A 14,087-nucleotide genomic window follows, 5' to 3' on the forward strand; every position below is an offset into this window, starting at 1 on the left:
CTGCCCACAACACCGAGGGCCGGAATCCTGTCGGATTCCGGCCCTCGGTGTTCAGTAGCGGGGACAGGATTTGAACCTGCGACCTCTGGGTTATGAGCCCAGCGAGCTACCGAGCTGCTCCACCCCGCGTCGGTGAAATGAACACTACGTCAAGGCGTCGGACAGAAGCAAATCGCTTCTTCTCCCCGGCACCGGCACCCGCACCGTCAGGCCGACAGCTCCTGCCGCAGCGCGTCCCGCAGCCGCCGGGCGCGCTCGGCGACCTCCGCCGGCCCGAGGGTCACGGCACGGTCGGCCCAGCGCTGCCCCTCGGCCAGTTCGCCACGACGCGCGTAGACCAGGGCCAGCCGGAGCGCCGCCCGTCCGTGGCCGGCGTCGGCCGCTCTGGTCCACCACAGGGCGGCCTCCGGCTCGCTGCCCTCCCGGGCGAGCAGCAGCCCGAGGTTGAAGGCGCCGTTACGGGAACCGGCCTCGGCCGCCTGCCGGTACCAGCGGGCCGCCTCGGCGACGTCCCCGCGGGCCGCCGCGAGCATGCCGACCCGCACCTGGGCCCGCCGGTGCCCCTGGGACGCGGCCCGCTCGTACCACTCCTCGCACTCGCTGCGCTCGCGCGCGGGCTCGCCCAGTTCGTGCGCAGCCTGCGGCGGGCGCCGGGCGTCGAGCAGGGCCGCGAGCCGGTACGCGGCCTCGGCGCTGCCGCCCCCGGCGGCCTGGCGCAGATGCCGCTCGGCCGCCTGCTCGTCGCCCTCCTGCAGCCGCGCTATGGCGACCTGGAGCGCCGCCTCGGCGTGCCCGGCCGCGGCCGCCCGCTCGTACCAGACCAGCGCGGCCTGGGCGCCCTTCTCGGTGTCCCGCCCCGCGTGCAGGATGCCGAGGTTGAAGGCGGCGTCCACGCTGCCCGCCTCGGCCGCCTTGGAGAACCACGGCTCGGCCCCGGACGCGTCCCCGACCTGCAGCAACAGGATCGCGAGCGCGTTCGACGCCTCACGGTGCCCGGCGTACGCGGCGCGCCGGTACCACTGCTCGGCCTGCGCGGTGCGGCCCTGCTCGGCGCAGAGCAGGCCGAGGTTGTACGCGCCGTTGACGTCACCGGCGTCCATCGCGGCCCGGTACCAGCGCTCCGCGGTCTGCGTCTCGCCGCGCTCGGCGTGCAGCGCGCCCAGCGCGTTCGCCGCGTTGCCGTCGCCGTCCTGGGCGGCCCGCAGCCACCACACGGCCGCGCTCTCGTCGTCCCCGGCGTCCCGCAGCAGGAAGCCGAGGGCGCAGGCGGCCCGCGCCTCGCCGTCCTTGGCGGACGTCAGGTACCAGCGCCCGGCCTCCTTGAGTTCCCCGCGCCGCTCCAGGATCGCCCCGAGGTGGAGTGCGGCACGGCGGTGCCCGCGCGCGGCGGCCTGCCGGTACCACTGCTCCGCCTCTCCGGCGGACGGCCCGGCGGCGTCGTCGGCGTCGGCCGCGGGCGTGCCGGTCGCGCCGTGCGGAGCCCGGTCCTCCGCGTCCAGGTTCGCGCGGTCCAGGGCGCGCGCCAGCCGGTACGCGGCCTCCCGGTGCCCGCGCTCGGCGGCGGCCCGCATCCAGTGCTCGGCACCGGGGTCGCCGCGGTGCTCCAGCAGGTCGGCGAGTGCGTACGCGCCGAGTACGTGGTCCTGTTCGGCGGCCTGCCGCAGCCAGTACTCGGCGGCCGGCTCGTCGCCGCGCTCCCGGTGGTGCCGGCCGAGCGCGTGCGCGGCGGCGGCGGAACCGGCGACGGCGGCGATGCGCCACCAGCCGGCGGCCTCGTCGGGGTACCCGCGCTGGTGCAGCAGGACGCCCAGGTTGTTGGCGGCGGCACGGTCGCCCGCGGCGGTGGCCGCGCGCAGGTGGGGCTCGGCCCCGTCGAGGTCGCCACGGCGCAGCAGCATGGCGCCGAGGACGCTCATGGCCTCCACGTCACCGGCCTCGGCGGCCAGTCGGCGGCGTGCCTCCTCGACGGCCTCTCCGGCCTCGTCCCTGTCCAAAGGTTGCGAAATATCAGCAGGCTGCCCAAACCGCCCCGTCTTCCACAGAGTTGCCTTGTCCCCCATAACGTCCATCGTCGCACCACCCGCAACCTGGGTACACCCGGTAACCCCAGCCATTGAGGTCACTACAGCGTTTTGTCGACATGCCCACAGAGAGACAAGTCAAACACAGAACGGCCCACGGGCCCCGTAGGCCGCGGCACTTCCCCGGAGCGTCCGAGGTCAGCATGCGCGGCCCGGCGCGTCGCCACACACGCCGAAGGCCCGGATCCCTGAAAAGGAATCCGGGCCTTCGACTTCAGTAGCGGGGACAGGATTTGAACCTGCGACCTCTGGGTTATGAGCCCAGCGAGCTACCGAGCTGCTCCACCCCGCGCCGTTGTGTAGCAACCGTACCACGGCGCGGGACGGAACCTTGCACGGGCGGCCCGCTCACGCGCGGCCTTGATCAGCCGCTCGCCGAACCTCCCCCGGATTCCTGCTCGTTGTTCCCCGCACCGTCCTGGTCACCGTTCCGGCCGGAGTCCGGTGCGCTGTTCTGGCCGCCGCCCGCGGACCCGCCGGCCCTGGACTGCGCCTCCTCGGCCCGTCGCAGCGCCTCCTGCAGATCGGCCTGGGAGCGGCCGTACGCCTCCCAGTCACCGTCCTTGAGGGCCTGCTCGCCGTCCTCGAAGGCCTGCTGCGCGTCGTCCAGCGCCTCCTGGACCGTCGGGTCGCTCGACGTGGGCGGCTCCGTGGAGTCCTGACCCTCGTCCTGGCCCTCGTCCGGCGGTTCGGGACTCGAGCCCTCGGTGCCGAAGACCTTGTCGAGCGCCTCGTCGAGGGTGTTCTCGAAGGCGGTGGCGCCTCCGTAGGTCACCAGCACCTTCTTCAGCAGCGGGTACTTGAGGTTGCTGCCGCGCACGTAGACGGGCTCCACGTACAGCAGTCCGCCGTCCAGCGGCACCGTCAGCAGGTTGCCGTACTCGACCTCGGAGTCGCCGCCGCCTCTCAGCAGCCGGATGGACTCGGCGATGGCCGGTTCGGAGTTGAACTGGCTCTGCACCCGTTTCGGACCGTCGACGGTCTTGCCCGTCGGCAGCTTCAGGATGCTGATCTTGCCGTAGTCGTCCGTACCCGCCTCCGCGTTGACCGACATGAACGCGCTCAGGTTGTCCCGGCCGTTCGGCGTGAAGGTCGTCGTCAGCGAGAACGCCTGAGAGGTCTCCCCGGGCATCTTCATGCTCAGGTAGTACGGCGGCACCGAGTCCCCGGACTGGTTGGTCGGGTCGTCCGGCACCTGCCAGACCTCGCTGCCGCTGAGGAACGTGTTCGCGTCCCGCACGTGGTAGCGGGTCAGCAGCTCACGCTGGACCTTGAACAGGTCCTGCGGGTACCGCAGGTGGTCCATGAGCTCCTGGGAGATCTCGCCCTTCGGCTCCACCGTGTCCGGGAACGCCTTCATCCAGGTCTTGAGGACCGGGTCCTCGGTGTCCCACTGGTAGAGCTTGACCTCGCCGTCGTAGGCGTCGACGGTCGCCTTCACCGAGTTGCGGATGTAGTTGACCTGGTTCTGCTGGGCCACCACCGCGCGCTGGTTGTCGGCGGCGGTCAGCGAGTCGGCGGTGGTGTCGCCGAGGGTCGTGCGGGAGGCGTACGGGTAGCCGTTCGTGGTGGTGTAGGCGTCCACGATCCACTGGATCTTGCCGTCGACGACCGCCGGGTAGGCATCGCCGTCGATGGTCAGCCAGGGGGCGACGGCCTCGACACGCTGCTTGGGCGTGCGGTTGTACAGGATCTTCGAGCCGTCGCCGATGGCGCCGGAGTAGAGGATCTGCGGCTCGCCGAAGGCCAGGGCGTACGCGGCGCGGTTGACCGGGTTGGAGAGGTCGACCCCGCTGTCACCCTTGTAGCTGGTGGTCTTCTCACCGCTGTTGTCGGAGTAGTCGATCTCCTTCTGGGGACCGCCGACGATCGAGTACTGCGTGGTCTTCTCTCCGTAGTAGATCCGCTGCTCGTACTCGCCGAGGTTGCCCCCGTTGGAGCTCTTGGAGGGCAGGTCGGACTCCGTGAAGACCGGGCGCCCCTCCTCGTCGGCGGCGGTGCCCTTGGCGGCGATCGCACCGAAGCCGTGCGTGTAGCGGAAGTGGTCGTTGATCCAGTTGTTCTTCGGGATGCCGTTGAGGTTCAGCTCACGCAGACCGATGACCGTGTCCTGGACGTTGCCGTCCTCGTCCTTGTACCGGTCGACGTCCAGGTTGGCCGGCAGCCCGTAGTAGTTACGGATCTGCTGGAGCTGCTGGAACGTGGGCGACACGAGGTTCGGGTCGAGCAGGCGGATGGACGCGGTCTCCGCCACGTCGTCGCGCAGCTGCGTCACGTCGTCCGTGTCGCGCTCGCCCGAGTACCCGGTGACCTCGGTGCCCTCGATGTCGTAGGCCTGACGGGTCGCCTCGAGGTTCTTCGCGACGTACGGCGCCTCCTTCGCCTGCTCGTTCGGCTGGACCTGGAACTTCTGCACGATGGCCGGGTACAGCCCGCCGATGAGGATGGCGGACAGGACCATCAGGCCGAAACCGATGACGGGCAGCTGCCAGGTGCGCCGCCACAGGGTGGCGAAGAAGAGCACGGCGCAGATGACGGCGATGCAGAACAGGATGGTCTTCGCCGGCAGGTAGGCGTTCGCGTCCACGTAGCGCAGGCCGGTCCAGTTGTCCGTCGCCTTGAAGTCGCTGGACTTCACCGCGAGGCCGTACCGGTCGAGCCAGTACGCGACCGCCTTCAGCGCCACGAAGAGGCCGAGCAGCACCGACAGGTGCCCGGTGGCCGCGGCCGTGGCGCGCGCGCCCGGGGAGGTGACCCGGAGGCCGCCGTACAGGTAGTGCGTGAGCGCGGCGGCGATCAGCGAGAGGATCGCGGCGGCGAAGCCGAAGCCGAGCAGGAAGCGGTACCAGGGCAGGTCGAAGGCGTAGAAGGCCACGTCCAGCTTGAACTGGGGGTCCTTCTGGCCGAACGGCACGCCGTTCAGCCACATCAGCCACGTGCGCCACTGGCTCGACGCGGAGGCTCCCGCGATCAGGCCCACCAGGGCCGTGATGCCGAGCAGCAGCCACTTCTTGTAGGGCGCGATGCCCATGCGGTACCGGTCGAGGTTCTGCTGCTCCATCGACATGGCGCTCAGCGGCGGACGCATCCGGTGCGCCAGCCAGACGTTGAACCCGACGGCGAGCGCCATGAGCAGACCGAAGACGAAGAACAGTCCGATCTTGGTCAACAGGGTGGTCGTGAAGACCGACGAGTATCTGACCGACCGGTACCAGAGCCAGTCCGTCCAGAACCCGGAGAACATGACGAACGCCATGCCCAGGACGGCAAGGACACCCAGTGTCAGGAGCAGGGTCCGGACCCGCCGGGACGGTCGGCCCACTCTGATCCGTGGCCCCGTCGGGCCTCCGCCGCGGTCCGGCATCTGGAAAGCCAAGGTGCGCACCTCGAAGTTCGCTGTTGATACGTCAGGCCCTCGTGATCGCGGACCATCTTCCCGCCCCTGTGATCGTCGTGAGCACAGGGACCTCACCTATGCAACTTACCTACGCTTTACTCGGTTCCCGGTTCGGGGGATTAACGAGGCAGGATTGTGACCATGTCCAACACTCCCATGGCAGCGAACCCGCTCACCCGGGCCGTGCTCGAGATCGACGAGTACGTGTCCGGCCTCGGCTGGGACCGGCCCGCTCGCCTCTTCGCCCTTGTCGACACCGCGCGTCTGCGGACCCAGGAACCCGCCCTCGCGGCCCAGCTCGGTCTGGAGGGCGAGTCGGAGACCGCCGGTCTCACCCCGATCGAGCAGGACGAGGTCCCCGCCGGCCGGCCGCTGGACGACTTCCTCGGCACCATCGCGTGGCCCGACGCGGTGGCCGGCTGCGCCCTCACCGTGGAGCGGCTGATGCTGCCCCCGTCCGCCGAGGCCTCGGTGCCCGAGGGCCTGGACGAGGCCGGACTGGCCAAGTGGGTGGCCGCGCACCCGGACCGCCAGGAGGTCCGGATGACGGTCGCGGTGCTGCGGGACGGGACGCGCGAGTCGGCGCTCCGGCTGCGCGAGAAGGACACGCCGACGGAGGTGCTGACCGGCGCGGACCTGGTGCCGGGTCTGGCGGAGGCGCTGACGGCGACGTTCGAGGACTGACCGCCACGGGTCGCGGGGGCGCTCCTCGGTACGACGGGGCGCCCCGGCCGCCGGCGAGTGCCGGTCACTTCCCGGTGGTGCACCTGGGCAGGTCGTCGGTGTTCCCGGAGCGGATGTCCGCGAGGGCGTCGAGCGCGTCGTCGAGGGTGCCCACCTTGACGAGGGTGAGCCCCTCGGGGGTGTCCCTGGCGGCGGACGCGCAGTTGTCCTTGGGGGTCAGGAAGTAACGGGCGCCCTCGTCGCGCGCGCCGATGGTCTTCATCTCGACGCCGCCGATGGGGCCGACCGTGCCGTCGTCGTCGATGGTGCCGGTGCCCGCGACGAACTTGCCGCCGGTGAGGTCGTCCGGGGTCAGCTTGTCGACGATGCCGAGGGCAAACATCAGGCCCGCGCTGGGCCCGCCGACGTCGGCCAGCTTGATGTCGATGCTGAACGGGAAGGTGTGGTCGGTGCCGGCCGCGATCCCGACGACGGCCCGGTCCTCGCCCTCGTCGTCGGAGGTCGTCGTGGTGATCGTGACGTCCTCGGTCTTCGTCGCCGTCCGCTTCTCCTTCTCGGCGGCGGCCTGCTCCTCGGCGGGCACGATCGTGAACCGCACCTCGTCACCCGGCTCATGCTTGGTGACCAGATCGGCGACGTCCCCGGGCGCCTTCACCTCCGTACCGTCGACGGACTTGATCACGTCGCCCGCGTGCAGTTCGCCCTGCGCCGGGGAGCCCTTGACCACCGACTGGACGATCACCCAGGACTGCACCGGGATGTCGAGCGCCTCCAGGGCCGCGACCTTGGCGCTCTCCTGGGACTGGCTGAACTCCTCCGCGTTCTCCTGGGTCGACTGCTCCTCGGTCTTGCCGTCCGGGTAGAGCGTGTCGTGGGGCACGACCTTGTTGTCGTGGGCCAGCCACTTGTACACGGCCTCGACGAGGGTCATCTTGTAGTCGGCGCTGGTCACCCGGACCGTGGTCATGTTGAGGTGCCCGGTCGCCTGGTAGGTGTCGACGTCGTCGGAGATCTGCAGCACCGGCTCGCCGTCGTGCTCGCCCAGCGTGTTCACCGTCGGCCCCGGGGACATCTCCGCGTACGGCACGCGGATGAGCACTCCCGCGCACAGGAGCCCGATCAGCATCAGGGTGGAGGCGAGCATCGTCGCGGTGCGGCGTGGCATGGAACGACAGTACGGGACGGGCCTGTCAGTGCACTGTCCGGGCCGTCCGTCCGGGGCCGCCCGCCGCAGGGGGCGGGGCACCGGGTCCGCGGGCCCGCCCGAGGGGGCGGACCCGCGCCGTCAGCTGCCCGACCGGGACTTCTCCAGGGCTTCCGAACGGGACCTCTCCATCGCCTCGCGGAAGCGCATGTACCCCGCCAGCTCGGTCCCGTCCTCGATGCTCTTGCGGTTCCGGCTGACCCAGCTGCCCCACAGCCCGGCACCGACCGCTGCCAGAAGCGGAATCAACAACCAGGTGAGTGCTGCCATGCCGACCTCCCAACCCCGTGAGCGACCGCGACTCACTGATCAGCAGATTAAACCTCCGCTCCGTCAACGCTGGCGCCCGGGGTGGGGTTACGCAACCGGAGTGGAGCTTTCACCGTCCGTGGACCGGAGCCGGCCGTGGGCCTGCGCCGTCCGGGTGACCCGGTCAGCAGGCCCCCACCCATTCCTCGGTGCCGTCGGAGAACCGCTGGTGCTTCCAGATGGGCACCTCGCGCTTCAGGTCGTCGATGAGTCTCCGGCAGGCATCGAAGGCCTCACCGCGGTGCGGACAGGACACCGCCACCACGACGGCCAGGTCCCCGACGCGCAGGTCCCCCACCCGGTGCACGGCTGCCAGGGCCCGCACCGGGAACTCGGCGACGACCTTCTCGGCGATGCGCCGCATCTCCGCCTCCGCGGTGGGGTGGCACGAGTATCCGAGGGCGTCGACGTCGGCGCCCCCGTCGTGGTCACGCACGGTTCCCACGAAGAGCGCGGTCCCGCCGGCGGCGTCGTCGCCCACCGCCCGGAACACCTCGTCCACCGAGAGCGGCGTCTCCCTGATGCCGATCAGCTTGACCGGCTCCTCCGCCGTGAGCTCGCCGGGGTGATCGTTGCGGTGGTCGTCACTGGGTGCCATGCCCCCATCGTGCCGCACGGTACCGACAACTCGGAACAGACGTTCCCCCGGCACGCGCGCGGGGTGCCGCGGCCGGCCGGTGCACCCGGCGATCCGGTGTGCGCGGCGATCACTCAGATGCGCCGCCGCGCCTTCCGCGCACGCCGCACCAGCGCCGCCGTACCGAGCAGCGCGACCGTGGCCCCCGCGGCGCCCGCCGCCGTCGCGTCCTTGCGTCCCAGCCGCCGCCCGGCCACGGTGTGCCGTCCGGAGACCTCCTCAAGGAGCTCGGCGAGGACCTCCTCGTTCGTCCACTGCGGCCGCCACCCGGCGTCGTGCAGCCGACTGCCGCTGACCACCCAGGGGTACATCGTGTACGCCAGGTCCCCGGCCGGGGACGGGGTGAGCCCGATGCGGTGCAGCCGCGCGGCGGCGCCCAGGGCCACCGCGGAGGGCAGTTCCATCCGGCGGATGTCGCTGAGCTCCTCGACCTCCTCCTGCTCCAGCCACCCGTCGCACCCGACGGCCAGTTCCCCGTCCACCTTCTCCAGGACGGCGTACTCCAGGGCACTGCACAGGTCGTCGACGTGGCAGAACTGCCAGGCGGGCCGCGAGCCGGCCACCACCAGCAGCCGGGGCGACTCGAAGTACCTGGTCAGCGCCGTGTCGGTGCCTCCGACGAGCACCGCGGGGCGGACGACGGTGACATTGAGGCCCGGGTGGGCGCGCGGCGCCCGGCGCGCGAGCCGCTCGATCTCCAGCAGGTCGCCGACGCCGGTCGCCTCGGCGGTGGCCCGCAGCTCGGCGTCCTCCGACAGCGGCAGCTCGTTGTCGGGCAGGGCCCCGTAGACCATCGCGGAGGTGCACAGCACGACGCGGTGGACGCCGGCCGCGGCCGCCGCCGTGAGGACGGTCTGCGCCCCCCGGACGTTGTAGGCGGTCCGGGCCGCCGCGTCGGTCTCCAGATCGAGGTCGACGGCGAGGTGCACCACCACGTCCGCGCCGCGCAGCTTCTCCGCGATCGCCGGGTCCCGTACGTCGAGGACGTGCCACTGCGCGTCCGCGCACTCGCCGCGCCGCTCGTCGATGGCGACGACCTGTTTGATCCCCTCGGACGCGGCGAGCCGCTCGGTGAGCAGTGCGCCGATCCCGGTCGCGGCGCCGGTGACCGCGACGACGGGCCCGCGCACGGCGGCGGACGCGTCGGCGCGCAGTGCCGTCCTCGCGGGGCGGTGGTCGGGCGACGGGCGGGATGCCAGGTTTCGCGCTGCGCGAACCTGCGGATCTGGGGAACTCACCGGGCGTCTCCAGCGGTTGTCTTCAGTACGTACGCGCGTGACGCATACGTACCAGGTGGCATCCATCCTGCCGCAGCCCTTCGGTCGGCGAAGCACCGAGGCCCGAACCGGCCGCGGTGTCTACCCTGGGTGGTGTTGTAGGGCAGCCGTGCCGCCGGAGAGAACCGGCGGCCTAACCAGCCGAGGAATCCCGTGAGTGACACCCCATTCGGATTCGGCCTTCCGCCGGAGGAGCCGGAGGACGGCGACGAGGGCAAGAAGAAGGACCAGGGCGGTGGTGGTCAGGGACCGGCCAACCCGTTCGGCTTCGGGCTGCCCGGTGGTCCCGGCGCCGACAATCCGCTCGCCGCGATGTTCGGTTCCATGAACCCGGGCGACCTGGGTGCCGCCTTCCAGCAGCTGGGCCAGATGCTCTCGTACGAGGGCGGTCCGGTGAACTGGGAGATGGCCAAGCAGATCGCCCGCCAGACCGTCGCCCAGGGCACCCCCGACGGCGTCAAGGACGCGAGCGTGGGACCGGCCGAGCGCTCCGCGGTCCAGGAGGCGGTGCGCCTGGCCGACCTGTGGCTGGACGACGCGACGTCGCTGCCGTCCGGGGCGGGCCTCGCCGTGGCGTGGAGCCGCGCGGAGTGGGTCGAGGCGACCCTGCCGGTGTGGCAGGAGCTCGTCGACCCGGTCGCCGAGCGCGTCGGCACGGCCATGGGTGATGTGCTGCCCGAGGAGATGCAGGCCATGGCGGGCCCGCTGATCGGCATGATGCGCTCGATGGGCGGCGCCATGTTCGGTTCGCAGATCGGGCAGGCCGTGGGCGTGCTCGCGGGCGAGGTCGTGGGCTCCACCGACATCGGTCTGCCGCTGGGCCCGGCCGGCAAGGCGGCGCTGCTGCCGGTGAACGTGGAGGCGTTCGGCAAGGACCTGGGCGTGCCCAAGGACGAGGTGCGCCTCTACCTGGCGCTGCGCGAGGCCGCCCACCAGCGTCTCTTCTCGCACGTGCCGTGGCTGCGCTCACACCTGTTCGGCGCGGTCGAGGGGTACGCGCGCGGGATCAAGGTCGACACGGCGAAGCTGGAGGACGTGGTCGGCCAGTTCGACCCGCAGAACCCGGAGGAGCTGCAGCAGGCGCTCCAGCAGGGCATGTTCCATCCCGAGGACACCCCCGAGCAGAAGGTCGCCCTGGCCCGTCTGGAGACCGCTCTGGCGCTCGTGGAGGGCTGGGTGGACGCGGTCGTGCACGCGGCCGCGAAGCCGCGCCTGGGATCCGCGGACGCGCTTCGGGAGACGCTGCGCCGCCGCCGTGCCTCGGGCGGTCCCGCCGAGCAGACCTTCGCCACGCTGATCGGCCTCGAGCTGCGTCCGCGCCGGCTGCGGGACGCCTCGCGCCTGTGGGCCTCCCTGACGGACGCGCGCGGGGTGGACGGCCGGGACACCCTGTGGTCCCACCCGGACATGCTGCCCACCGCCTCCGACCTGGACGACCCGGACGGCTTCGTCCACCGCGAGCAGCTGGACTTCTCCGAGCTGGACAAGATGCTCGGCGAGGCGGCGGACGGCGGCTCCACGGGCGGCGAGCCGAACCTGCGGAAGGACGAGGACGGCGACGGCGGCACCAAGGGCGACGGCGACCGGTGAGCCTCCACGACGACGCGGTCCTCGTCCTGAAGGGGTACGAGGGCCAGCAGGAGCTGCGCCAGACGTACCTGGACCACCTCCAGGCGCACGCCGACGGCATGTGGAAGTCGTGTCACGCCGGGCACCTCACGGCGAGCGCCCTGGTGGTGGACGCGGAAGGCGGGCGGGCGCTGCTCACGCTCCACCGGAAGCTGCGCATGTGGCTGCAGATGGGCGGCCACTGTGAGCCCGGGGACGCGACCGTGGCGGACGCGGCGCTGCGCGAGGCCACGGAGGAGTCGGGCGTGGCGGGACTGACGCTGCTCCCGGGCGGCCCGGTGCGTCTGGACCGGCATCCGATCCCGGCGCCCTGCCACTGGCACCTCGATGTGCAGTACGCGGCCGTGGCCCCGCCGGGCGCGGTCGAGCAGATCAGCGACGAGTCGCTCGACCTGCGCTGGTTCGCGTGGGACGAGGTGGCGGACGTGGCCGACGAGTCGGTCGTACGGCTGCTGGAGGCTGTGCGCGAGAGGCTCTGACGCTGTCTCCGCCGGCGTATGGGTAAGGGGCGGCCGCACTGGCGGCCGCCCCTTACCCATTGTTTTCCGCCTCCCGCGGTCAGCTCCAGACGTTGCCCTGGTTCTGCCCGCGCGCGCCCTGCTGGCCCATGCCGTACTGGCCGGCGAGCCCGGAGATCCCCGCGTTCTGCGGCGGCAGCAGTTCGCTGGGCTGGACCAGGACGTACCCCTGTCCCATGAAGCTGAGCTCCCAGCCCTCCCCGGTGTCGCCCCGGCGCCGCCACACCCCGGAGGAGTGTGTCTGGGCCTGCATCTGGACGCGCAGCCCGGTGGACCAGGCCACGATCGCGTCGGCGTCGCAGTTGACGTACCGGTCGGGTGTGACGTGCATCATCAGCGGCATGCCCGAGGTCATCAGGGCGACCCTGCCCCGGCCCGTGATGTTGAGCTGGTACTTCCCGGACCCGGAGATGCCGTACAGGCTGTCCACCGCGATGACCTCGTGGTGCAGCGCGGAGTCCATGGCCAGGACGTAGCCGCTGTCCACGGTGAGGCCGTCGTGGTCCACGTCGACCATGTGGACGTGCTGCGCCAGGTTGGCGAGGTAGACGGTGCCCTGCCCGTGGCAGCGCATCAGGTCCAGGCCCTCGCCCGTGCGGGCGCGCTCGTGCCGCCGGCCGCTGCCCTGGTACTCGGCGTCGAACTCGACCATCCCCTGGTAGGCGACCATCGTGCCCTTGCGCGCCAGGACGTCCTCGTGGCCGTCCAGGGCGACGCGCAGCATCTGCTCGTTCTGCAGGCTCCAGCGTTCCGCGCCCTGCTGCTCGTTGTAGCCGAAAATCGGGCTCTGCATGGTGTGTCGCTCCCCCTCAGCCCCGGACTCGGAGACGGTCGGTGCTGTCCTCGCTGGGCTGGACGACGACGATGCCCGTCCCGGAGAACGCCATCTGGTACGCCTCGCCGCTGCCGCGCCCTATCAGCGACTGCGCCTTGAAGCTGCGCTTGCCCTTCACCTTGAGGTTCGGGGACCAGGCGACCAGGGCGTCGGGGTCGACGTACGTCTCGTCCTCGCCGCCTCCGCAGTCGACGACGATCGGCTTGCCGCGGGAGGTCAGGGCCACCCACCCCTGGCCGGAGATCCTCGTGTTCCACATGCCCTGTCCGGCGAATTTGGCGAGTCCCTTGACCCGCTCGACGCCCCAGGTCAGGTGTGCGTCGAAGGCGAGCAGGTTGGTCGCGTTGACGGAGATCGCGTCCTCGTTCAGGTTGATCACGACGACGTCCGCCCCGTAGTCGGCGAGGTAGAGCAGACCGTCGCCGGAGCACTTCATCAGCGGCGCGCCCTCACCGGTGGCCCAGTCCCGGGCGATCTGGCGCACGGCGGGCGGGTTGGGCTCGTACTGGATGAACCCTTCGTAGGCGACCATCGAGCCCACGCGCGCGAAGAGGTCGTTCCCGGTCTGCAGGGCGACCTTGAGCATGTGGTCGCCGTGGTTCTCCATGCGGGCGGCGACCGGAGCGGGGGCGAACCCCGCGAGTGGCTGGTTCATGACGGGTTCCCCCTAGACCTCGTACGGCTGGACGACGATGAAGTTGCCGGGCGCTCCCCGGAACTGGAGGTTCACGCTCTCGCCGGTGTCCCCGGGGTAGGCGTTGCGGCGCATCCGCACCTGGCTGGAGACGATCACCTGGGAGGCGGCGGACCAGGCGACCACGGCGTTGCAGTCGGCGAACGTCGTGGGCGTGACGGGCAGCACGACGGGCGCGCCGTGCGTCTTCACCACGATCGTGCCGGTCCCCTGGAACTGCATCGTGAACAGCGCGCCCCCGGGGATGCCGTGCCCCTCGATGCGGCGCACCTCGTACTGGAGACGCTCGTCGAAGGCGAGCACGTTCTCCGCGGACACACAGATCGCGTCGCCCTGGAGTTCGATGGGGTGCAGCAGGGACGCGTCGTCGGCGAAGAACACCTGTCCCCGCCCGGTGCAGCGCATCAGCTGCATCTCCTGGCCGGTCGCGTTGCCGACGAGGCGGCCGGTGAAGCCCGCGCCTTTGTAGCCGAAGTCGACCTTGCCCTGGTAGAGCACCATGCTGCCCTGCCGGGCCAGCACCGGCTGGTCACCGCCGGCACCGAGGTCGACGCGGACCAGCTTTATGTTCTGCAGGGTCCACCGCTGCCCGGTGGGGGTCTCCTTGAACTTCTGCAGCGCGGCGGTCACACCGGCGCCGTCCTGCGGGGCGCCCTGCGGCACGCCGTACGGGGACGGAGCACCGGGGGCGGCACCGGGTGGGCCGGCCTGGCCCGGGACCTGGCCGTACGGGGGTTGCGGGGCCTGCGGCTGGTAGCCGGGCGGCAGGGGCGCGCTCGGGGCGGGGGGATGGTGACCGTGGCCGGGCGGCGGGGTGGGCTG

General features: G+C 71.5%; 12 protein-coding genes and 2 tRNA genes. 3 read left to right on the forward strand and 11 right to left on the reverse strand.

Annotated features, from left to right (window positions below; genetic code table 11):
- Positions 1-55: 55 nt before the first annotated feature.
- The 4 genes from UW392_RS11780 to UW392_RS11795 all read right to left on the reverse strand — a co-directional run bounded on the left by UW392_RS11780 (position 56) and on the right by UW392_RS11795 (position 5,445).
- Positions 56-129, reverse strand: a tRNA-Met gene (locus tag UW392_RS11780).
- A 77-nt stretch (positions 130-206) separates the two neighbouring features.
- Complete coding sequence (locus UW392_RS11785; protein WP_320774879.1) at positions 207-2,069, reverse strand: sel1 repeat family protein; 1,863 nt, start codon at positions 2,067-2,069, stop codon at positions 207-209.
- Positions 2,070-2,299: 230 nt separating this feature from the next.
- Positions 2,300-2,373, reverse strand: a tRNA-Met gene (locus UW392_RS11790).
- Between the two features lie 72 nt (positions 2,374-2,445).
- Positions 2,446-5,445, reverse strand: a complete 3,000-nt coding sequence (locus tag UW392_RS11795) for a UPF0182 family protein (protein WP_320774890.1) — start codon at positions 5,443-5,445, stop codon at positions 2,446-2,448.
- 174 nt (positions 5,446-5,619) lie between these two features.
- Between UW392_RS11795 and UW392_RS11800 the strand changes: the two genes are divergently transcribed.
- The gene (locus UW392_RS11800) at positions 5,620-6,162 is read left to right on the forward strand and encodes a PPA1309 family protein (protein ID WP_320774880.1); all 543 of its coding nucleotides are present in this window, start codon (positions 5,620-5,622) and stop codon (positions 6,160-6,162) included.
- Positions 6,163-6,226: 64 nt separating this feature from the next.
- Here UW392_RS11800 and UW392_RS11805 read toward each other — a convergent pair whose 3' ends face one another.
- From UW392_RS11805 to UW392_RS11820, 4 genes are all read right to left on the reverse strand, one after another.
- A complete protein-coding gene (locus UW392_RS11805; protein ID WP_320774881.1) occupies positions 6,227-7,327 on the reverse strand; it encodes a PDZ domain-containing protein in 1,101 nt (366 codons plus the stop codon).
- Between the two features lie 120 nt (positions 7,328-7,447).
- On the reverse strand, positions 7,448-7,636 hold the full coding sequence (locus tag UW392_RS11810) for a hypothetical protein (protein WP_320774882.1): 189 nt from the start codon (positions 7,634-7,636) through the stop codon (positions 7,448-7,450).
- Positions 7,637-7,799: 163 nt separating this feature from the next.
- Positions 7,800-8,273: a molybdenum cofactor biosynthesis protein MoaE gene (locus UW392_RS11815; protein WP_320774883.1), complete on the reverse strand. Its 474-nt coding sequence runs from the start codon at positions 8,271-8,273 to the stop codon at positions 7,800-7,802.
- Positions 8,274-8,386: 113 nt separating this feature from the next.
- On the reverse strand, positions 8,387-9,550 hold the full coding sequence (locus UW392_RS11820) for an SDR family oxidoreductase (protein ID WP_320774884.1): 1,164 nt from the start codon (positions 9,548-9,550) through the stop codon (positions 8,387-8,389).
- Between the two features lie 192 nt (positions 9,551-9,742).
- Here UW392_RS11820 and UW392_RS11825 point away from each other — a divergent pair, with 192 nt between their 5' ends.
- Positions 9,743-11,179, forward strand: coding sequence for a zinc-dependent metalloprotease (locus UW392_RS11825; protein WP_320774885.1), 1,437 nt, complete (start codon positions 9,743-9,745; stop codon positions 11,177-11,179).
- On the forward strand, positions 11,176-11,697 hold the full coding sequence (locus UW392_RS11830; RefSeq protein WP_320774886.1) for an NUDIX hydrolase: 522 nt from the start codon (positions 11,176-11,178) through the stop codon (positions 11,695-11,697). The genes UW392_RS11825 and UW392_RS11830 overlap by 4 nt, the downstream gene beginning before the upstream one ends.
- Positions 11,698-11,776: 79 nt before the next feature.
- Here UW392_RS11830 and UW392_RS11835 read toward each other — a convergent pair whose 3' ends face one another.
- The 3 genes from UW392_RS11835 to UW392_RS11845 form a co-directional block, all read right to left on the reverse strand.
- Positions 11,777-12,529 (reverse strand): AIM24 family protein, encoded by a 753-nt coding sequence (locus UW392_RS11835; RefSeq protein WP_320774887.1) that lies wholly within the window; start codon positions 12,527-12,529, stop codon positions 11,777-11,779.
- Between the two features lie 16 nt (positions 12,530-12,545).
- Positions 12,546-13,226 (reverse strand): AIM24 family protein, encoded by a 681-nt coding sequence (locus UW392_RS11840; RefSeq protein WP_320774888.1) that lies wholly within the window; start codon positions 13,224-13,226, stop codon positions 12,546-12,548.
- 12 nt (positions 13,227-13,238) lie between these two features.
- Positions 13,239-14,087, reverse strand: an 849-nt coding sequence (locus UW392_RS11845) for an AIM24 family protein (RefSeq protein WP_320774889.1), incomplete at its 5' end; no start/stop codon positions are given.

Source organism: Streptomyces sp. CRN 30, from assembly GCF_034105845.1.